Origin of the sequence: Pseudanabaena sp. lw0831, from assembly GCF_016584665.1 — a bacterium.
Classification (GTDB): domain Bacteria; phylum Cyanobacteriota; class Cyanobacteriia; order Pseudanabaenales; family Pseudanabaenaceae; genus Pseudanabaena.
Window position 1 is genome coordinate 1 of sequence record NZ_BBJB01000040.1, and the last position, 19,977, is coordinate 19,977.

Consider the following 19,977-nt stretch of genomic DNA (forward strand, 5'->3'; position numbering starts at 1 on the left):
CCGCCTCTCTTTATTTTGGGTTTTATATTTAATTGAGCCTAGCTACTTAGGTTTTAATTTTGCAATTAAAACCTAGAATTATGAATGCACTCAAACCTAGCCTCCAACTTTCTAGGTCTTTTTCCCAGACAACAAACTAGTCAGTAAGTTATATGAGCAAAGATTTTGAATCTATCAGCGATCGCCTACCACCACAGAACATTGAGGCAGAGGAGGCTGTCTTAGGTGGTATCTTGATCGATCCAGAAGCAGTTTCGCGAGTGCTAGATACCTTGCGTCCTGAAATGTTCTATGTGGCGGCGCATCAAGAGATTTTTCGGGCTTGCCTGATGTTACATAATCAGTCCAATCCGACAGACATGATGAGCTTGACCACATGGCTAAGCGATCGCGATATGCTCGAAAAAATTGGCGGTCAAACTAAAATTGCCCAACTTTGCGATCGTACCGTCAGCGCGGTCAATATCGATTTTTATGCTCAATTAGTTGCTGACAAATATGCAAGACGCAAACTTGCCGAAGCTGCCAGAGGTGTAGTCGAGATTAGTTACAGCAATGAAATCGAATTGCCACAACTACTTGACCAATCGGAACAAAAGATTTTTGCGGTTACTCAATCCCGCGCCCAACAAGGGCTTACTCCTGCCGCCGATATTCTCACAAAAACCTTTTATGAATTAGAAAATCGCTTTAATTCTCTTGGTACTGGTAATTCCACTGCCACAGGTTTAATTACGGGGTTCTACGATTTCGATGCAATGACTAACGGCTTGCAGCGATCGGATCTGATTGTTCTTGCGGGTCGTCCGTCAATGGGTAAAACTGCTTTCGGTTTAGAAATAGCGAGAAAGATGGCCGAAATCCATCGTCTGCCTGTGGCGATATTTAGTTTAGAAATGTCGAAGGAGCAGTTAGTTTACCGTTTGCTTGCTAGTCAATCTAAAGTTCGTTCCAGTGATATGGGGATCGATAGTAACCGCCTCCGCACTGGACAAATAAGTGAAAATGAATGGGGAACGGTTGCGATGGCAATCAGTGGACTATCGGAGTTGCCACTATTTATTGATGACACACCCAATCCGCCAATTACGGAATTACGCTCCAAAGCTCGTCGATTGCAGTCAGAAAAGGGAGGCGTGCTGGGTCTGATTTTGATTGATTATTTGCAATTAATGGAAGGTTCTGGCTCTGATAATCGGGTACAGGAAATTTCGAGAATTACTCGATCGCTAAAAGCTTTAGCCCGTGAATTGAATGTACCTGTAATTGCTCTATCGCAATTGAGTCGAGGCGTAGAAGCGAGAACTAATAAACGCCCAATGTTATCAGACTTGAGAGAATCTGGAAGCATTGAGCAAGACGCAGATTTAGTAATTAATTTGTATCGTGATGAATATTACAATCCAGAGACACCCGATCGCGGAGTTGCCGAGATTATTATTGCCAAACACCGTAATGGACCAGTTGGTACTGTTAAATTACTATTTGAACCACGCTTAACTAAGTTTGAGAATATGGCTTCTAGTCGCAGTTAAGATCGCAAACCCAATATTAGTGAGGCGGGCTTCGCCCGCCCCACTAAATATTGGGTTTTATTTAGAGATATAATTTAGATAAGCTCAACTATAGCCAGACTATCTAGTGACTCTATGCAGAAACTTGGACAGCATTCGGATCCGATCACCTTAGTTATCTCAGAAGTTGTTGAGCCACACCTCATAGAAGAATATGAAACTTGGACAAAAGGAATTAATCAATCAGCTCAGCAGTTTGAGGGATTTATGGGGGTTGAAGTAATTCGTCCTCGCGATCATCAATATCCTGAATATGTAGTTATCGTTAAATTTGATAACTATGCTCATTGTAAAAATTGGCTTGCTTCACCTGTTTATCAGCAATGGATGCAGAGATCTGAAGAGTTTATCTCCAAGCGATCGCAACAACATCAGCAAAATGGATTAGAACTATGGTTTACTCTACCTAAAAGTAAATCAGGCAATCCAACAGAGCCAGCTTATTACAAACAAGTAATTATTGGTGTAATTACAGTTTATCCTCTGATTTTGCTCTCCAACTTACTTTTAGCTCCATTTTTGCAAGGACTGCCTCCACTATTAAGCTTACTAATTTCGGTCACTTTTATATCTGCGCTACTGTCCTATCCAGTCATGCCATTTTTAACTAAAATACTAGCTTTTTGGCTCTATCCCTCATCCCAAAAACGAGCTAGAAAAAAAAGAAAGTAAATAAATCATAAAGTGCTTCATTTACTTTCTTTCTATTTTATTTGCGATCGCGATATTGCGGCTTTATAATTGCTTTGTAATAATCATTACAGCAATTTACGATCAAAAAAACCACAGTAAATTTTAAAAAAGTTTATTGATTCAAGTTTGAGCGCAAAGCGCTGTAAATTAATCAGCTTTGATGAGGAATGAATGGTAAACATTGGTTATCACGCGGCAAAGATCCAAGGTAAATTTCTCCGATCTGTCTATAAATCGAGTCTTTCAAGTTTAGTGAGTTTCCCGATCGCCCAAAAGCGCCAAGTCCCTATTAAAGTTTATGCCCTATCCTGTGAACGAGACTTACCCGAACAAGTAGCAAGTCTACGCTCTTTCCTTCGCCATGTAGGAATTCCTAAAGCATTTACGATCATGTCTGATGGAAGTTATACAGAAAAGAGTATGAAGTTACTTCGTCGTGTTCATCCTTGTGTAGATGTTCAGCTTCTCACCAAATTTCAACGAGACGATTTGCCTCAATCAGTCTATGAATATGCATCTCAGCAAGCCATGGGCAAAAAATTAGCGGCGCTGATGTCCATTCCCATTGATGAAGCAACACTTTACACGGATTCAGATATTTTGTTCTTTCAAGGAGCCTCAGATTTAGCTGAATTGGCTGCTTCAGCAGATCTAGATACTTATTATTTACCTGACTGCAAAAACTCTCTAGACAAGCGGCTCATATATGAGGATATCGAACAGCAAAATCCAATTAATGCTGGATTTATTCTATTCAAAAAAGCCTTAGATTGGGATGAATCCGTACAAAGATTGGCTAGCCTGAAAGAGCCTCCAAATTATTTTTCTGAACAAACAATTGTCAATCTAACGATTAAACGTAATCACGGAAATGCTCTTGCTCGCGAGAAATATATTATGAATGTTGACGATCAGTTTATCTATTCAGACAAATTCGCAACTAAGCAAATTGCCATGCGACATTACGTCAGCGATATTAGGCATAAATTTTGGCAATCGGTATTTGTTTAATAGATACTGTTAAACCAAAAGCTCAAGTTCTTAGCTAAATGCTAAAGTCTGCTGAAGCTTACTAAAGAATATTTCTAATCACTCCGTTGAAATATTTTTGAGCTTTGGGTATCGCAAGTTATTGCAAAGGACTAAAGCCTAAGCCATATTAATGTAATGACTCTATCTATCTCCTCAACAAATCTAAATATCTTTTCTATATGTCACAAATATCTAGCTTTGATATCTTTGATACTCTGTTCACAAGATTAGTAAGCGAACCCACAGAAATTTTTAAAATCTGTGGCGATCGCGCTTTGCGTTTTGGCTGGATCGATTTCTCGGCTGAGACTTTTTGCGCAGTTAGGGTTAATGCTGAGTGGAGATCGCGTTTGTTTTATGAAGGTGGGGAAGTCAGTCTCGATGAAATCTATCGTGAAATTGCGAATACTTTAGAAATTGACACGGGAACCATTGATAAACTCAAAAATCTAGAATTGGAAGTTGAAGCGGAATATCTGGTGGCTGTTCCTAGAGCTTATCAACTGATTGAGCAGACAAGGCGATCGCATCCGAATGTTTTGTTCCTATCAGATATGTACTTGCCCGAAGCCTTTCTGGAGGAACGCCTCAAGCAGCATGGCTTTTGGCAAGAAGGCGATCGCTTATATGTATCTTCACAGTTTAGGAAATCTAAGGGTAAAGGCGATCTATTTTTAAAAGTACTGGAAGATTTAAGCTTACAGCCCCAAGCTCTTACTCACATTGGCAATAGTTGGCAGCCTGATGTTGCTATGCCTAGTTCATTAGGTGTTAATTCTGTTTATTTTAATGATGCAAATCCTAATCGCTATGAATTAATACTTCAAAAATATGCTGATACTACAAATGGTATTACTTCTCTTTGGGCAGGTATATCTCGCTATACGCGCCTAACTAGAGAGACAAAAACACCAAAAGAATCAATCATTCAAGATATTGCCGCTTCCGTTGCTGCACCTATCTTAACAGCCTATACGATTTGGATTTTGCAACAGGCTAAATCCAAACAACTCGCCCGCATCTACTTCTTAGCAAGGGATGGGGAAATGTTGCTGCAAATTGCCAAGGAACTTGCTCCCAAGATTTATCCAGAAGTGGAGCTGCGTTATCTTTATGTCAGTCGTCAAGCGTTGAGAATGCCTGGGCTAACCAAGATTAACAAAGCTTTTTGGGAATGGATGTTTGATGATACGACTTTTTTTACAATTGATAGTCTGCTTGCCAGAATGTGTCTCGAACGCCAAGCCGCTAAGCCAATTTTTGAGCCGTTGGGCTATCCCGAAGATCTTTGGCAAAAGGATTTAACGGCAAAAGAAAGAATTTCGCTACGATCTAAGTTAGAACAGCATCAACCTTTACAATCATTAGTTCTCCAAGTGGCTGAGCAGAAACGTGAAGTTTTAAAAGCTTATTTGCATCAGGAAAAAATGCTTGATGGACAAGCATTTGGCTTGGTTGATGTAGGCTGGCGTGGCAGCTTGCAAATCTCTCTGGAAAATGCTTTTGAGATATTTGGGACTAGAAATCCTGTCGGTTTCTATTTTGCCTTGGACAAACCAACTGGCGGACTCAAACATAAAGGAGAAGCACTTGCCTTTTTCTTTAATTTAAATAATTCTGTGGGACTTCGCAATGATATCGACTATCGCTATGTGTCGGCGATGGAAGTTTTTTGTGCAGGCTGTGAAGGTACAACCCTTGAGTATACTTTGCAAGCCGATGGTTCTGTAGTTCCATTGCTCAAGCATAAAAGTAATGAACCTGCTCTGGGCTGGGGGCTAAAATCTTTTCAGCAATCTGTGGTTGCTTTTGTGCGTCATCTTGTGGAGCGATCGCCTACTGATTTCTCTTTTGATACTTCTCCAAAATTATTGCGTGAAGCCTTAGATGAAATGTTTCTTACTTTTAATAACTCACCAACGCAACAGGAGGCAGCAGCCTTCATGGATTGTCCATTTTTTGATGATCCTAATGAGCTTTATCATTTTTATTGGGCGATGCCTTTACGCATAGATGATGTTGTTAAATATGCGATCGCAAAACGTGATGGCTTTAATGTGCATCGCAATGCATGGAGTGAGGCAAGTCTGCAAGTTAGCTCTCCACTGATCAAAGCATTAGTCCCTTTAGCGATCATCCAACGCAAGGCGCTGAAGCGATTAAAAAAATTGGTTCGCCCCAAACATTAGTGAGGTGGGTTGCGCCCACCTCACTAATGTTTGGTTTTATCCAGAAGCATTGTAAAATTTGATTATGAGTGTATCGAGTCAAAATAAAACTATTGAACCAGCCCTTGCTGCGGTGAAGCAACGCCTAGAATCAGGTGGTGCATTGCTTCCAGATTCTCCTGAAAACTTGCTAGAGGTTGTTGGCATCCTCAAAAGCTATGGTGTAGTGCTGGGTGAATATTATAGGAATCTTACCTATATTTCTGAGCATCAGTTTCTTGTGTTTTTCCCATTCTTTAAGTTCTTTAATGGTGATTTCTCCTTAAGTAAACTCGGTCGCCATTTGTGGCACGATCGCATCAATTTTGAATTTGCCGAATATTGCATGAAAGCAATGTTTTGGCATGGCGGTGGCGGGTTAGATGCTTATTTAGACTCCGAAGAATTTAAAAAACTTGCTAAATTAGCGATCGCTGCCAAAGTTGGTCGTAATCCTTTGATGGCGGCAGCAAATCAATTATTTCCAGATTTCTTGATTGAGCAGGTACGTCTAATGACCTACTACAGCGCTCTGGGATATTTTTGGTCGTTTATGTCGCCAATGTTTTTGGAATTAAGCGATCGATATGATCGCGGTGAGATTAAAAGCATTCCCGATGTCGTTCAGCATGTTCAAGATGGTTTAGTTGCTGCGGCCAGTGTGCCTTATATCTATAAAGTATCGATCAATGGGAAAGATTACGAAATCGTACCTGTATCGGCAAATTTAACATTCTTAATGGATACAGCAGTGCCATATGTAGAAGCAGTGTTTTTCCGCTCCTTCCCATTTCGTGGCACTATTTCTTACAATGCCCAAGCGCATCAAATTTCTACGGAAATTTCGCAATTCAATTATGGTGTACTATACGCCGATCATTTACCCGTAGGCGGTGCAGGGATTCCACCCACATTGCTAATGCAGGATATGCGACATTTTTTGCCCGACTATTTGCATGAGGTTTACAAAAAGGGCGATCGCGGTGAAGAGGATTTGCTAGTCAAGATTTGTCTATCTTTCCAAAAGTCGATGTTTTGCGTAACCACAGCCGCCTTGCGTGGTTTAGCACCCCATCCTTTGGAAACTGAAGATCCTCAGGAAAAGCAGGCCAATGACAAATTTCTTGCTCCTTTCTTGGCGCGTCTATCGCGATCGCGTTTATATACAATGCAATAAATTATTTTTACCCCAGCAGTAAATAGCGGCGCTATTTACTGCTGGGGTTAGACATTAGCAAAATGCTGGTGGACAAATTGCAATCAAATTGAACCTTCACCTGAAGCAAAACGATTGACGGAGCTATGAAACATATTACTAATTACAAAGATTCCAGAAATATTTGTCTCTACTAAAAAGCGATCGCGCTCTAATCTGTTGAACCTTCCAACAAATGTGGGACATTACCCAAAGCACAAAATGGAGTTGCCATTTTGTGCTTTGGTATTGATTCCTTCTCAAAACGAGAAAACTGTGCGTAAAGTGCCGACGAAAATAGTGCCATTTTCATTACGGTTGTCAGCATTGGTAATAACTTGAATCAGTGGCGTAATCCGAATAAACTTATTGATAGGAATGTTGTAAAAAGCCTCAAAATCTGTTTGCATAGCATTGCCAATCTCTCTAACAATTAGCGGCTGTCCAACCGCAATTCCTGTGGTAGAACCTTGCATAAACAGATCCTTAAACTAGAAACCTGCCATCCAGTAATTTGGATTGATATTTCCAAATTCGGTATCTTTGTAACTACTTAAGCCATAGCGACCAAAAACGCCGATGCGACCGCTAATTCCCCAATCAAAATTAACACCAAAAGCATGAAAGGCACTGCCAACAACCTTGCCCCCTGCATATTGCAAGCGTAAAGCAAAGTTTTTGTCTGCTGAGTATTCCAATTCCACAATACCTTGATAGGGATCGCCAAATAGCCCTTGTTCACCACCACGATTAGGAAAGATTAAAACTGGTAACTCTGCGGACTCACTCGATCGCAACGAATTAACGATCACTGAACCAGTCGGTCTATTAGCATTGGCGGCTACATATAAAGCGCGTAATTGAATAGGAATTTGCTTAGGCGACCATTCGGCTACGACACCAGCACCACCAGGACGAGATAAAAGAATGAAATTATTGACCAAGGATTGGGTTGAGAAGTCATTAAAACTAACATTGGCGTAGCGGTTTTTATCGATGAAATCACCAGCCACCATGAAGGGGGCGATCGTTAAACGAACTTCATCCACAACATTAAACGAATAGTAAAGTCGCGCTAGGCTAATCTGATTGTCTCGGCCTTGGATGGAATAGTCGAGGGCGCTAGCAAAGTTTGGTTCTAAAAATCCTGAAGTACTATCATTTGCGCCAGCACTACCTGTCACCAAGCGGATTTTGAGTAGATCGTTACCGACAAAGCTAGTATTCAGATCGAGGGAGAGTCGATAGAGAAAAGTAGCAGTGGGTTGGGTACGGGTAACGATCGCACGAGTTGGGGAAATTATGCGATCGCCATTAAAGCCTCCTGCCGAGACTGCAAAAATTGCCTGTCCTGAAAGTTTGGTTGTCGGAGAAAATTTTTGAGTTTCTAGCAGATCTCTACGTTGTTCTAGAGTATCAACTTTTTGAGAAATTATTGCTAATTCTGATGTAAATTCGCTTTGTAAACGCTGTAATGCGCTCAGATCCTCTTGACGAATCTTGTCGCTCAGTCCATTGTCAAGCATCTCATCTAACTTATTGATGCAGGATCGCAGTCCTGCGGCAAGCTCATAGCGAGTCAGTGCTGAGTTGCCGCGATAGATGCGATCGGGATAGCTCTTGAGACAGCCATAGCGTTCGCGTAGGGATTGCAAAGTTATAAATGCCCAATCTGTAGTTCTTACATCAGAGAGTTGGTTTATCGTTAACTCTTCAGCCTCCGAAATAGAATGACTTGCTAAAAACAGTAAAACTATTGCTAGATATAACTTTCTTTGCATATCTCTCCTAATTTAATTGGCATTTTTCCATTTTTTTGTAGCATTAGCAACGCGCTCACCATATAGCAATGATGACAAGCGATCGCCAGATTCAAGCTCTGCGGCTTTAGTGCCTGAAAAGTCTGGAACAGACTGTCCCATCACTCCCATATAAGATCCTAGACGGTTCACACCATTTTGATTCATCTCTCCCGCGCCGACCCAAATCATCGAATGTTGCGCCGCATTAATCGCGAGATAAAGCAGCGTGCCTTGCTTGTCTCCACTAGGAGAACCAGAATGAGTGAAACCACCTGCTAATTTATCTTTCCATAGTTGTCTTGCCCAAATACTACTAGCGCCATCAATAAAGGCTTTGAAAAAGGCTTTGAACTGGGCAGCTACGCCTCCCATAGAAGTGGGTGAACCGAAAATAATTGCATCAGATTGATTGAGGGCTCCTAAAATCTCGGCATTGCCCCAACGTCCATTATGGATTTGTTCGCCAGTAATTCTGAAAAGCTGAACTTTAGTATCAGCAATCTTACTTGCACCTTCAGCAAAGGCTTCAGCCATCAGATGAGTATGTCCAGAACCAGAAAAATAGACAATGGATATAGAAGTCATAGTATTCATTTCGTATGTTTGAATAGATAGATAGATAGAAATTTAAGATACCTCAGATCTTGCACCATTCTAGAAAGGGGTTGCAAAGAGAGCAAAAGTGTGAAAAAAAGGGGTGGTAATAAATTCAAATAACGATTATGGAAAGCATCGTTAAGTACGCCCAAGGACTAGTGTATAGCCTACTGTGTTTGATGCCAAGTGTGTATCAAAAAGCAAGTCTCAATGCAATACTAGGACTATTTCTGGAAGCACAAGGTCATCCCTATCCAGAACATACAGAGGTAAAATCAGCGAGTGCGTTGAGTCGATTTCTCAATCACTATAACTGGTCAACAAGAGGGCTGATTCGAGCAACAAGGCAGGCTATTTTGGGACAAATCGGCAAGCATCGCCCAGCGAAACAAGTGCCATTCAAAGATATTGATAGACTTGACCACCTTAGAAAAATGCGGCAAGTTTTTACATTTGAGTAATCCCACGCAAAACGAGCCTGACCCATGGGTGAGAATACTAAACGGCAAGCGAGGACTACATCTGGTTGTACTGTATTTGGTCTATGGTGAGTGGCGCGTACCATGGAGTTTTAGAGTATGGCGCGGCAAAGGATACCCCAGTCCCTCTGACTTAGCTTGTAAGTTATTGGGGACAGTACCCAAGCAACTAACCCAAGGCACGACTGTGATTGTGCTTGCCGATACTGAGTTTAGTACCGTGAAGTTTTTCAATGCTGTCCGCGCAAAGTCTTGGCGCATTGTTGTCGGCGTACGCAACAATCGTAAACTTCAAGATGGACGTACAGTCAAACAGCTTTATCGCCATGGCAAACGCGGACAACAAGTTTTGCTAGAAGGGCTAACTAAGCCTTTGACGATTTCTTGGTTTTGGCTCAAAAGAGCTGATAGTAAACGGGAGTTACGCTTTGTTGTCTCTTCGCATCCTTATTCTGGTGCTTATCTGGTGATGTTGGGACGTAAGCGTTGGGCAATTGAAGGCTTCTTTAAAACTATCAAACATCGCTTTGGTTTGCATTGTTTTGGGCAATCTACAAAACCTGGCGTTTATCGTTGGCTTATCCTCTCTCTACTTTCTTATCTTTTGGCTCATTGGATCGATCAATGGTTTCTTCCTCCTGTCTTGGACTGGAAAGCTACCTGTGATTTAACTCTTTCTATTTTATTCCCTTCTGTCCTTTGGTTGAAACTTCTCAGGTATCTTCAAATTAGTGCCGATATTGCTGCTCGTCATGGCTTTGAAATTGTTCTCAAACCCATTCCCACTTAACTCTTTCAGGAATGGTGCAAGATCTGAGATACTGTTTTAAGAAACAAGTAATTAAACCTTCCAACGTAACAAACTGATTAATTAAGTACCTTGGCATAATCAAAAAACCAGAGCCAAAAACTGTACTGACCGCGCAGCAGGCGGTACAATTTTTGGGGGTTTATATTTAATTGTGCTTAGCTACTTAAATGGAAGTTGGCAACATCATTGCCATTGCTTTTTCAAGAGATTTAGGATCTTGAAGCAACTGGGCAGCCATTGCTTTGGCTTGTTCCCCAGGATAAACATCTTCAACCTGATCGATTACCGCTTGTAAGGCATCTCTGACAACGTCTTCGGGAGACACCTTGGGATCGGGATAGGATTTCCCCATGCCAATGTCAATGGTCGCAGGTAACACTGCTACCACTAGAGTTCCTTGAGCCGCTAGCTCTGCACGGACTCCCTGTGTAAGGGATAGAGTAGCCGCCTTAGATGCACTATAACTACCATTAAAAGGAAGGTTGACTTTCGCTACCATCGATATCATATTGACGATCGCACCACCTTGATTGTGACTAAGCACAGGGGCAAAAGCACGACACATCATTAAGGTTCCAAAATAGTTGACTTCAATTTCCATCCGAGCTTGGGATAAATCCTTAGCAGCAATTAGTCCCTGATTGAAACCAACCCCAGCGTTATTGATCAGTAATGTCACATCTTGACATAGGGAAGCTGCTTGGTTAACGGAATCTTCGTCAGTAATTTCTAGAGCAATTGGAACAATTCTTTCGGGATCGCTAGCCACCAGTGACGCTAGTTTCTCTATGTTACGCGCACCTGCGTAGATTTTGGCAGCCCCCTGAGATCGCAACGCCTCAACATAGTACTGACCTAAACCGCCATTCGCTCCAGTTACTAGAGCAATACTATTCGCAATTTCCATTGTTTCCCTCACTAAATTAAACTCTAATTTTTTTTTTGTGAAGCACTTGATGAATCCACCATCGCTAATGCGCTTAGCCGCTTGCTTTAGTATAAAGAAAGTTCCTTTACTCCGCGACTTTGAAAATCTGCGATAAGAGTTTCAGCTTTCTCTTTATTCCCGACATAGGTGATTGCTACTTTAGCTCCATCTATGCTGAATCGTTCAGAGATCGCCTTACCAATACCTCTGGAAGCCCCTGTAACCAGAGCAACTTTCCCTTTGAGTGACATAAATTTACCTCCTCGATAAATTTGCAGTAAAAACAATTTTTAATCGTGCCAATTCCAAAGCAAAATCACGAAGGCAAAAGCTAATATCACCATCGCAATCCCTGCTACGCCGTAGGTCATATTCAATCCGATCGCGAGGCTCAAAGGTTGGCTCACGAGGGGTGATACGAACTGACCTAAAAACATAGAATTTGTTAAACCACCTAAAATCTTGCCGCGCATATTCGCAGGAGTAGCGGAAGTCAGACAAAAGGTCATATTTGGCATAACCAAACCCAGTCCAATTCCTACAGTTCCTAAACCTACAACAACAATTGCAAAACTACTGCCAAGGCTAATCAAACCAAACCCTAAAGCCATAGTACTAAAAGCGATTCCATAGATGCTAAAAAATGTCAGCTTGGCTTTGATCCGTTGATATTGAAAAGCAGAGATAGCAGAACCAAGAGTGCAAATTGCGATCGCGATCCCACTTTGAGAAGCAGAGGATTGGAATAAATTCTTAAGATAAAAGGGGATCTGCACTGGAATCGTATAAAAAGCCATCTGACCTAGCAATGCGGCTGCAAATGTCAGACCAACAATTAGATATGGCAAGCGACTAGACTTTTCAGAATGATTAGAAGATTGAGTTGAATCTTGGCGCGGTGGCTCTGACAGAAAATACAAGACCGCAGGCAATACCAACAATGCCGCGAAGTAGATCAGAAAAGGATTACGCCACCCGATATCGGTCAACCATCCGCCCAAAGAGACAAATACCACACCGCCTAAAGAACTAAAGGCAGCCTGTAAGCCCAGAAACTTTCCTCTAGGTGCCCCACTGTAGTAGTCAGCAATTAAAGCAGTGGTAGAAATGGAAATCCCTGCAACGCTAACTCCTAGTAACGCTCGACTAATAATAATCGTATCTAAAGAATTTAGCCATAAGCCTGAACTACCCGATAAGCCATAGATAATTAGGGATAGAAATAATAAGGGTTTTCGTCCTATCCGATCTACTAAAACCCCTAGTAATGGAGCGCTGATCGCTATAAATAGCGCGGGTAGAGTCAGTACTAACCTTACCCAATAAGCAGAGTTTGGTACTGATTCAAAATGCTTTAACATCGCAGGCAAAGAAGGTGCGATCGTCGCACTTGCCATGATTGTCAGCATACTAGCAACCAGCAAGGTCACGCGAGTAGGCAAAGAGTTGTATTTTTGGGCGATCGCAATTTTCATGATCCGAGTTTATTTTTAGGCTGAGACTGAATCGGTCAATTTCAAATGAGAACCATCACAGCTTGGTGCTCCAGCAGTATATTTACAAAGACATAAAGCCATTTTCTTTGGTTCAGATAGCTCAAATACTACGGGACGGAAATCAGTTCCCTTGTGTGCGCCATTACAGAAAGGTTGATTTACTGACAGCCCACAACTACACCAGAAATACTTTCCTGCTTCTAGAGTCATTACTACTGGTTTTTTATCAACAATTTTTGGTTCAGGTAGGTTGGTTTCTGACATAATTTCAGTGAATAAGTTAGTAGGTATTAACTGCAATAGAATCTATTTTTAATTGCATTCGCATGTTATCAGGAAGATGCATTATCAGTCCCTAGCGTCACGGCTTAAATTCGTTAAACAATTGACTGGTTTATACCCGTACTTAAGTACAGGATTTGTGTCTGGATCAAGAAAATGTAGAAATCGTTATAGAATTAAGCCGATATTAGCAAACCGAAACAGATGCCGCAGGACTTCTTAGCTCTAAATGAAGATAATAAGGAGACATTAGGCGATCGCCTGTTACGAGCCTCTGCGAATGCTACCAATGCCTTACTCACAATTCCATCCGTTGATGATGCAGTTAATACAGCCCTTAAGATTATTGGTGAGGCATTGGATACTGATCGCGTTACCGTAATTGAGAATTTTGATTGTCCAGAACAACAGCTACCTTGTTGGAAAATGTTATATGAGTGGGATTCTCCAGACACCGTCTCACAAATTACCCATCCAGAAATTTCTCAAGGAACATATGAAGGTATTGAATCATGGTATGAAAGCATTAACCAAGATCGAAGCTTAATTTATTTGACTAAGGACATGCCCGAACCATTTCGGAGTGGTCAAGAGAAACTTGGAGTGAAAGCACTACATGTTGTTCCGATTTTTGTGGAAAATAAATGTTGGGGAGTAGTTGGTATTGATGACTGTCGTGAAGTAAAACATCGAGGTCAATCTGAATTATCAGTACTAAAAATTGCGGCGAATTCTATTGGTAGTGCAATTCAGCGCGATCGCACTCAGAAAGCTCTGCTTCGATCTGAACAAGAACGTGCAACCGAATTAGAAAAAGTAAATAAAGCCTTACGCGGTGGGATCGCAGGTATGGCAAGGCTCGAAAATCTAGAGCATGTTTTAGCAGAGATGTTAAAAGTGAGTATGGAAATATCGGGAGCACATTCGGGTGCAGTAGTCTTAATAGAAGAGGATTTTCTTTGTTATCCAGTGCTATTTGACAACAAAGGATTGGTAGATCCACAAATCCAAAGATCGCGAGGATTAAATGTTTCAGCACTTTCACCAGAATTAATGGATCTAGCTCTAAGTATTCTTAAATCGCCAAACACTTGGGTCGTAAACCCTAACGATCCGAGAATGCCTCCAGAATTTGTAGCATTTCACCAAGAACACAATAATCGTTCTATTAGGCATATACCAATGCAGATTAGCGATCGCTTAATCGGTTGGCTAGGGCTTGGCTTTGCCGAAGAAGACCCACCTATGGGTAAAAGCTTTGGATTGCTAAAAGTTCTCGCTGAACAGATGACGATGGTAGTAGAAATGTTGCGCTTATCTAATGAAGCGAAGCAGACTGCGATCGCCCGTGAGCAAGAAAAAGCCGCAAAAGAAAGAGCCACCGAACTAGAAAAGATCAATGAGACCCTACGTCGCAGTCTCACTTGGCTAGCAAGAGAAGAAAATCTCAATAATTTTTTAGAACAGATCTTGCTAGAAATTAGTGCTACTGTGCAAGCCGATCTGGCGCATTTATTGGTATTACATCAACCAGACAGAATACTAGAGGTGGTAGCAAGGGTAATTAATGGTGAACTCATCCAAAAACCTTCCCCATCTGAACCTGCCATTTTTTCTACTCCCTTTTCAGCAGATATTACCCCTTTATTTTCGATGATGGAGGAGCAGAACCTTGTCCTAATCGAAGATGTGGCGAAACTACCACCAGAACTTAAAGCAGTTGCTTGGCCAGATAGTATCGAGTCTCATATTCGAGGAGGATATAAAGCCTGCGGAATTCTGGTGCTAAAAACTGGCGATCGCAGCGTGGGTTTTCTCGGTCTATCTTTTAACGAAAAGCTTGAGCTAGTAGAAGAAAAACGCCAACTAGTAATTGCTTTGGCAAATCAAGCAGCACTGGCAATTCTGTTAATTCAATTAGCTGAACAATCCAAACAAGCAGCTTTGTATGAAGAACGCAACCGTTTAGCGGGTGAAATTCACGACACCCTCGCCCAAGCTTTTACAGGGATATCGCTCCAGTTGGGTGTAGCAAAGTGGTTATTTAATGAAGATCCTAAAACTATAGAACCAATCCTCGATCGCATCAACGAAATCGCTCAATCTGGACTAGCCGAAGCCCGCAGATCTGTTTGGGAAATTTATCCAACCGCCCAAGAATATGCTGACTTAGCGAACAAACTATCTCAATATATTGAAAATCTTAAACAAACAGCTCTCGATAATTCTCTACTAGTTGACTTTCAGATCTTCGGAACAGCTTATCAGGTGGCTGCGATAATTGGATACAACTTACTTAAGATTGCCCAAGAAGCGATTATCAATGCTTTAAAGCACGCTAAGCCGAAGAATCTCTCAATTGTTCTTACCTACAAAAGCTCTCTTATCTCTCTTGCAATTACAGACAATGGTTGTGGGTTTCAACCTAGTCTGGATAACGGCGGTTTTGGTATTTTGAGTATGTCAGAGCGTAGCGATCGCCTTGGTGGACAACTATCAATTAACAGCATTTTAGGACAAGGCACAGAAGTTTTAGTAGAGATTCCATTGGAGACCCAAAATCATGATCGATAAATCAATCCGAATTATGGTGGTGGATGATCATCCGATTGTAAGAAGTGGATTGGTATTAATGATCAAGTACACTCCCAATATGGAAATTGTAGCTGAGGCAAATAATGGACTGGAAGCCATTGAGTTGTTCCGTCAGCAGCGACCAGATGTCACTTTAATGGATTTACGAATGCCAGAGATGAGTGGAGCAGATGCGATCGCCGCCATTCATCAAGAATTTACGGAGGCAAAAATTATTGTTCTCACGACTTACGATGGCGACGAAGATATTTATAAAGGCTTAAAGGCAGGAGCCAAGGGATATATTTTTAAGAATGCACCTGTGGATGAGATTATTAAAGCTATCAAAACAGTTTATGAAGGCAAAAAATATATTCCCCCTGAAGTTGGTGAAAAGCTCTCTGAAAGGCTCAACCGCCCCCAATTATCCAACCGAGAACTAGATGTATTAAAACTTGTGGCGAAAGGGCTGAATAACCAACAAATAGCCAGTGAGTTATATATTTCCGAAAGTACGGTCAAGTATCATATCAACAGTGTTTTAAGTAAACTGAGCGTAAGCGATCGCACTCAAGCAACATTAGTTGCGATCAAGCGCGGAATCGTTAGTTCTTGAAGCAGATCGCAATTTCTTACAGCGCTTTCCCAACTTAGTCACAACAAAAAACTCTATCAGTCAATAATACGGAGATAGCAATGGATTCAGGTTATTTTAAAGATATTATGGACAATCGCAATCAATGGTTAGAAGAACAAATTCGGCAGTTGAGTATCGATTTGCTTGAGATCGGCACTTATACCTGTACAGCCTGTGGAGAGGTATTAGGTGAGTATATTATTGACCATTCAGGAGAAAAGTTTAGACTTTCTAAATCTGAGACCTATTCATTCCTTAAATTTATTCTTACAACTAAATCACCCTCAAAGTAAATTAGTCCTATAGCAATGCAAGAGATAGATAGGACAAATCAAAACCCAAAAGATGAGTGGCGGCGCTTCGCACCGCCACTCATCTTTTGGGTTTTATGTCCTACAGCAATTACCAATCAAACGAACCACAAGAAATTTTTTGAAAGCGCTGTAAGCAAAACTTACATTGCTTATATTACGCTAATCAAAGGATATAGCGATTCTGAAGCGCTATATCCTTTGATTAAGCTTCTTGTATGGGCAAAAACACTATAAAGCAGGTTTTACCAGAGCCTGACTCGATCGCAAGACTTCCCTGATGACGATTTTCGATGATGCGTCTGACTACATCTAGTCCCAATCCCGAACCTTTCCCCATTGGTTTAGTCGTAAAGAATGGCTCAAGAATACGGTTTTTCACCTCTGGAGCGATGCCATGTCCATTATCAATAATTTCTACGATTACACATTTGTCCTTGCGGCAAGTGCGAATCGTAATCGTTGAAGGCGATCCGTCAAATGTACCTTTGTTCTCCAACTCATAAATTGCGTTATCAATTAAATTTGTCCACACCTGATTTAGCTCGCTCCCAAAAGCTAAAATCTGCGGTAGATTCTCAGCATATTCACGTTTAACTGTAATCCCTTGTTTGAGTTTAAAGGAAAATAGCCGCAGCGTATCTTCTATCCCATCGTGAATATCAATTTTTTGCTGAGCGCCTCGATCCATATAGGAATATGACTTCATGGAATGTACTAATGTCGAGATTCTTTCTGCACCATTAAGCCCATTGTCAATCATTGCCATCACATCAAAGGATAGAGCTAGCCAACGCAATCCCAGATCTCTCAGTTCTGTAGAGTCATCTCGCCAAGGCTCCATCATTGGCGATAACATTTCAGGCTCAACACCACCTAGAGCCAAAGGTTCTACCAGTTTCCAAGCCTCCTGTACGCCATAGTCTTCTAACCAGTCAAGTAGTCGATCTTCGCGATCGCTTAATTCTAGAGAATTAGGTAATGGATTGGCGATCGCTGCAAATCCGCGATCGCGGATTTCTACCCATTGTGCAGTATGCGCTTCATCGACTTGGCGCTGACCATATATCAGATTCATGCGTTGCAGCTCAAGCATAGTTGGTTGTAAATCCTTTAAAGCCCGAACTAGCGCTGCCGCAGGATTATTGAGTTCATGGGCAAGCCCTGCCGAGAGCGTACCTAGGGCTGCCATTTTTTCACGGGTTTGAATAAAGGATTCCAGACCGCGCAAACGTTTCTGTACTGTGCGAAACATCAATTTCTCAAATTCGCGACAGGAATGTAGTACTTCGAGAAAATCTTCGGCGGAGAGACGATAGAGTTGCACTTCGCAAACAGCCTCTAAAGTAACAGGCACATCGTCGTCAGAGAGTACTTGAATCTCGCCAAAAAAGGATAATCCCTCATGGCGACCAATCGGCATATCGACACCTTGGCTCTTGCGACTTAGATTAATAGTCCCACTTACTTGTATATAAAATCCATTAGGGCGATCGCCCTCTCGACTGAGAATATCACCTGCTTTGAGTTGAATAGACTGGACGCGATCGCAGATCCACTCAAGCTTTCCAATTGGCAAAGTTTGGAACAGTTCAAGTTGTAACAGAGTATCAGCACAGAGCATGAGAAATCTCCTAAACTATTAACAATGCAAAAGCATTGCGAAGCAATGCTTTTGCATTGGGATTAAACATTTGCAAGATGTTGATGGACAAATTGCACGCAAATTGAGCCTTCACCGACACCAGAAGCCACGCGCTTGACTGAGCCGTGGCGCACATCTCCTACAGCAAAAATCCCAGAAATATTTGTCTCTAATAAAAAGCGATCGCGCTCTAATTGCCAAGGCGTAGTTTTGTTAATATCTAACCCAGTCTTCACAAATCCGCGATCGTCTTGTTCGATCAAATCACCTAGCCATTCTGTACTGGGAGTTGCACCAATGAAAATAAAAAGAGAACTCGCCGCCAAGGTTTTCAACTGATCTGTTTGAAAATCCTTTACGACAAGCTCTTCTAGCTTGTCACTTCCTTTTACTTCTACAACGCTGTGAAAAGGCAAAACTTCGATGTTGTGAGTTCCCGCGATTTGGTCGATTAAATACTGAGACATACTCTTGGTCAGCGATTCACCACGTACTAACATTCGCACTTTGCTCGCATACTTAGAGAAATACATCGCCGCTTGACCTGCTGAGTTTGCACCGCCAACAATATAAACTTCCTCATTCTGACAAGCCAAGGCTTCTGTCTGAGCTGCGCCATAGTAGACACCAGCACCCGTAAATTGATCGATGCCCTTCACATTCAGTCTGCGCCAAGCCACCCCCATCGCCAAAATCAGGGCATGACAGCTAATTTCCGAACCATTAGCGAGTGTAATGATGCGGTAGTTATTTTCTAATCGGATACTTTTTGCTTCGGAGGGAGTGAGGATTTCCACTCCAAAACGCTTGGCTTGTGTAACACCCCGCCGAGCAAGGTCACTACCGCTCAATCCCACAGGAAAGCCTAGATAATTTTCGATGCGCGAACTCGTTCCCGCTTGTCCACCAGGAGCTTCCTTCTCGATCATTACTGTCCGTAAGCCTTCAGAAGCACCATAAACTGCGGCGGCTAGTCCTGCGGGACCACCTCCGACGATCGCTAGATCGTAGAATGGCTTTTCGGCTTGAGTTTGGAGTCCTACTTTCTCGGCGATCGCAGTATTACTAGGTTTAACTAATTTTGTTCCATCGGGCAAAATCACTAAAGGCAAGCAGGGGTTATCTTTGTCGCCTGCATATTTTAAAAAATTCTGAGCTTCAGGATTGGTTTCAATATCGAGCCAGCGATATGGAATTTGGTTGCGGGCAAGGAAATCGCGAATATTGTGAGATTGTGGAGACCAGCGATCGCTAATGACTTTTACGCCTTGAAATTCTGGTTTAAAGTTGGCTTGCCAGTCATTGAGCAAGTCATCAAGGGCAGGGTAAAGCTTTTCCTGTGGAGGGTCCCAAGGCTTTAATAGGTAGTAGTCCAATCTAGCGGTGTTAATCGCAGCGATCGCAGCATTCGTATCGGCATAGGCTGTCAGCAGCACCCGTTTTGCTTCTGGAAAGATCTCGCTGGCACGTTCTAAAAATTCCACACCACTCATTTGCGGCATTCGCTGATCCACTAAGAACAAGGCGATCGCTTCGTTGCGAAGTTTGAGTTGCTGTGTAGTATCAAGCGCCGATGCTCCAGAGTCCGCCCGTACAATCCGAAAGCGATCGCCATATTGCTGTCGTAAGTCTCTAGCCACCACTTGCAATACTGCGGGGTCATCATCAACGGTAAGTATTACAGGCTTGAGCATGGTGTACTTAGGGAAATAAC

Annotated in this window: 19 protein-coding genes; 10 read left to right on the forward strand and 9 right to left on the reverse strand. The window is 42.0% G+C overall.

Annotated elements, in window-relative coordinates:
- Positions 1-152 precede the first annotated feature (152 nt).
- The 5 genes from dnaB to APA_RS06950 all read left to right on the forward strand — a co-directional run bounded on the left by dnaB (position 153) and on the right by APA_RS06950 (position 6,683).
- Positions 153-1,535 (forward strand): replicative DNA helicase, encoded by a 1,383-nt coding sequence (gene dnaB / locus APA_RS06930; protein ID WP_201321569.1) that lies wholly within the window; start codon positions 153-155, stop codon positions 1,533-1,535.
- A 114-nt stretch (positions 1,536-1,649) separates the two neighbouring features.
- Positions 1,650-2,246: an antibiotic biosynthesis monooxygenase gene (locus APA_RS06935; protein WP_201321570.1), complete on the forward strand. Its 597-nt coding sequence runs from the start codon at positions 1,650-1,652 to the stop codon at positions 2,244-2,246.
- Positions 2,247-2,438: 192 nt separating this feature from the next.
- On the forward strand, positions 2,439-3,278 hold the full coding sequence (locus tag APA_RS06940; RefSeq protein ID WP_201321571.1) for a hypothetical protein: 840 nt from the start codon (positions 2,439-2,441) through the stop codon (positions 3,276-3,278).
- A 200-nt stretch (positions 3,279-3,478) separates the two neighbouring features.
- Positions 3,479-5,488 (forward strand): hypothetical protein, encoded by a 2,010-nt coding sequence (locus tag APA_RS06945; RefSeq protein ID WP_201321572.1) that lies wholly within the window; start codon positions 3,479-3,481, stop codon positions 5,486-5,488.
- A 64-nt stretch (positions 5,489-5,552) separates the two neighbouring features.
- On the forward strand, positions 5,553-6,683 hold the full coding sequence (locus tag APA_RS06950) for a CO2 hydration protein (protein WP_201321573.1): 1,131 nt from the start codon (positions 5,553-5,555) through the stop codon (positions 6,681-6,683).
- Between the two features lie 278 nt (positions 6,684-6,961).
- Here APA_RS06950 and APA_RS25725 read toward each other — a convergent pair whose 3' ends face one another.
- Genes APA_RS25725 through APA_RS06965 form a run of 3 tightly spaced genes read right to left on the reverse strand, consistent with a single transcriptional unit; the run spans position 6,962 to position 9,088 of the window.
- Complete coding sequence (locus APA_RS25725) at positions 6,962-7,177, reverse strand: carbohydrate porin (protein WP_201321574.1); 216 nt, start codon at positions 7,175-7,177, stop codon at positions 6,962-6,964.
- 15 nt (positions 7,178-7,192) lie between these two features.
- Positions 7,193-8,482 (reverse strand): iron uptake porin, encoded by a 1,290-nt coding sequence (locus APA_RS06960; RefSeq protein ID WP_201321575.1) that lies wholly within the window; start codon positions 8,480-8,482, stop codon positions 7,193-7,195.
- A gap of 12 nt (positions 8,483-8,494) precedes the next feature.
- On the reverse strand, positions 8,495-9,088 hold the full coding sequence (locus tag APA_RS06965) for a flavodoxin family protein (protein ID WP_201321576.1): 594 nt from the start codon (positions 9,086-9,088) through the stop codon (positions 8,495-8,497).
- 137 nt (positions 9,089-9,225) lie between these two features.
- Here APA_RS06965 and APA_RS25105 point away from each other — a divergent pair, with 137 nt between their 5' ends.
- Both APA_RS25105 and APA_RS06970 read left to right on the forward strand, forming a co-directional pair.
- A complete protein-coding gene (locus tag APA_RS25105) occupies positions 9,226-9,561 on the forward strand; it encodes a hypothetical protein (protein WP_236579432.1) in 336 nt (111 codons plus the stop codon).
- A complete protein-coding gene (locus APA_RS06970; protein WP_236579433.1) occupies positions 9,554-10,369 on the forward strand; it encodes a transposase in 816 nt (271 codons plus the stop codon). Before APA_RS25105 ends, APA_RS06970 begins: the two co-directional genes overlap by 8 nt.
- Before the next feature lie 184 nt (positions 10,370-10,553).
- Here the strand turns inward: APA_RS06970 and APA_RS06975 are convergent, their stop codons facing one another.
- From APA_RS06975 to APA_RS06990, 4 genes are all read right to left on the reverse strand, one after another.
- Entirely contained in the window at positions 10,554-11,297 is a 744-nt protein-coding gene (locus APA_RS06975; RefSeq protein WP_201321577.1) for an SDR family oxidoreductase, read from the reverse strand.
- A gap of 86 nt (positions 11,298-11,383) precedes the next feature.
- A complete protein-coding gene (locus tag APA_RS25440) occupies positions 11,384-11,569 on the reverse strand; it encodes an SDR family NAD(P)-dependent oxidoreductase (protein ID WP_201321578.1) in 186 nt (61 codons plus the stop codon).
- 39 nt (positions 11,570-11,608) lie between these two features.
- The gene (locus APA_RS06985; RefSeq protein WP_201321579.1) at positions 11,609-12,793 is read right to left on the reverse strand and encodes an MFS transporter; all 1,185 of its coding nucleotides are present in this window, start codon (positions 12,791-12,793) and stop codon (positions 11,609-11,611) included.
- A 15-nt stretch (positions 12,794-12,808) separates the two neighbouring features.
- The gene (locus APA_RS06990; protein WP_201321580.1) at positions 12,809-13,078 is read right to left on the reverse strand and encodes a CDGSH iron-sulfur domain-containing protein; all 270 of its coding nucleotides are present in this window, start codon (positions 13,076-13,078) and stop codon (positions 12,809-12,811) included.
- Between the two features lie 222 nt (positions 13,079-13,300).
- On the opposite strand from APA_RS06990, the gene APA_RS06995 reads away from it, so the two are divergent.
- The 3 genes from APA_RS06995 (at position 13,301) to APA_RS07005 (ending at position 16,600) form a co-directional block, all read left to right on the forward strand.
- Positions 13,301-15,670, forward strand: coding sequence for a histidine kinase (locus APA_RS06995; RefSeq protein WP_201321581.1), 2,370 nt, complete (start codon positions 13,301-13,303; stop codon positions 15,668-15,670).
- Positions 15,660-16,286, forward strand: coding sequence for a response regulator transcription factor (locus APA_RS07000; RefSeq protein ID WP_201321582.1), 627 nt, complete (start codon positions 15,660-15,662; stop codon positions 16,284-16,286). The genes APA_RS06995 and APA_RS07000 overlap by 11 nt, the downstream gene beginning before the upstream one ends.
- Before the next feature lie 80 nt (positions 16,287-16,366).
- Complete coding sequence (locus APA_RS07005) at positions 16,367-16,600, forward strand: hypothetical protein (RefSeq protein ID WP_201321583.1); 234 nt, start codon at positions 16,367-16,369, stop codon at positions 16,598-16,600.
- A 223-nt stretch (positions 16,601-16,823) separates the two neighbouring features.
- Here the strand turns inward: APA_RS07005 and APA_RS07010 are convergent, their stop codons facing one another.
- Together APA_RS07010 and APA_RS07015 are read right to left on the reverse strand one after the other, a co-directional pair.
- Positions 16,824-18,242, reverse strand: a complete 1,419-nt coding sequence (locus APA_RS07010; RefSeq protein WP_201321584.1) for a sensor histidine kinase — start codon at positions 18,240-18,242, stop codon at positions 16,824-16,826.
- 62 nt (positions 18,243-18,304) lie between these two features.
- A complete protein-coding gene (locus tag APA_RS07015) occupies positions 18,305-19,957 on the reverse strand; it encodes an FAD-dependent oxidoreductase (RefSeq protein WP_201321585.1) in 1,653 nt (550 codons plus the stop codon).
- Positions 19,958-19,977: the final 20 nt, after the last annotated feature.

Coding starts and splice junctions, on each gene's coding strand:
- APA_RS07015 (WP_201321585.1), bottom strand. CDS start 19,957: ATGCTCAAGCCTGTAATACTTACCGTTGATGATGACCCCGCAGTATTG.
- APA_RS06975 (WP_201321577.1), bottom strand. CDS start 11,297: ATGGAAATTGCGAATAGTATTGCTCTAGTAACTGGAGCGAATGGCGGT.
- APA_RS07000 (WP_201321582.1), top strand. CDS start 15,660: ATGATCGATAAATCAATCCGAATTATGGTGGTGGATGATCATCCGATT.
- APA_RS06960 (WP_201321575.1), bottom strand. CDS start 8,482: ATGCAAAGAAAGTTATATCTAGCAATAGTTTTACTGTTTTTAGCAAGT.
- APA_RS06935 (WP_201321570.1), top strand. CDS start 1,650: ATGCAGAAACTTGGACAGCATTCGGATCCGATCACCTTAGTTATCTCA.
- APA_RS25440 (WP_201321578.1), bottom strand. CDS start 11,569: ATGTCACTCAAAGGGAAAGTTGCTCTGGTTACAGGGGCTTCCAGAGGT.
- APA_RS06965 (WP_201321576.1), bottom strand. CDS start 9,088: ATGACTTCTATATCCATTGTCTATTTTTCTGGTTCTGGACATACTCAT.
- APA_RS06950 (WP_201321573.1), top strand. CDS start 5,553: ATGAGTGTATCGAGTCAAAATAAAACTATTGAACCAGCCCTTGCTGCG.
- APA_RS07005 (WP_201321583.1), top strand. CDS start 16,367: ATGGATTCAGGTTATTTTAAAGATATTATGGACAATCGCAATCAATGG.
- APA_RS06945 (WP_201321572.1), top strand. CDS start 3,479: ATGTCACAAATATCTAGCTTTGATATCTTTGATACTCTGTTCACAAGA.
- APA_RS06995 (WP_201321581.1), top strand. CDS start 13,301: ATGCCGCAGGACTTCTTAGCTCTAAATGAAGATAATAAGGAGACATTA.
- dnaB (WP_201321569.1), top strand. CDS start 153: ATGAGCAAAGATTTTGAATCTATCAGCGATCGCCTACCACCACAGAAC.
- APA_RS07010 (WP_201321584.1), bottom strand. CDS start 18,242: ATGCTCTGTGCTGATACTCTGTTACAACTTGAACTGTTCCAAACTTTG.
- APA_RS25105 (WP_236579432.1), top strand. CDS start 9,226: ATGGAAAGCATCGTTAAGTACGCCCAAGGACTAGTGTATAGCCTACTG.
- APA_RS06940 (WP_201321571.1), top strand. CDS start 2,439: ATGGTAAACATTGGTTATCACGCGGCAAAGATCCAAGGTAAATTTCTC.
- APA_RS06985 (WP_201321579.1), bottom strand. CDS start 12,793: ATGAAAATTGCGATCGCCCAAAAATACAACTCTTTGCCTACTCGCGTG.
- APA_RS25725 (WP_201321574.1), bottom strand. CDS start 7,177: ATGCAAGGTTCTACCACAGGAATTGCGGTTGGACAGCCGCTAATTGTT.
- APA_RS06990 (WP_201321580.1), bottom strand. CDS start 13,078: ATGTCAGAAACCAACCTACCTGAACCAAAAATTGTTGATAAAAAACCA.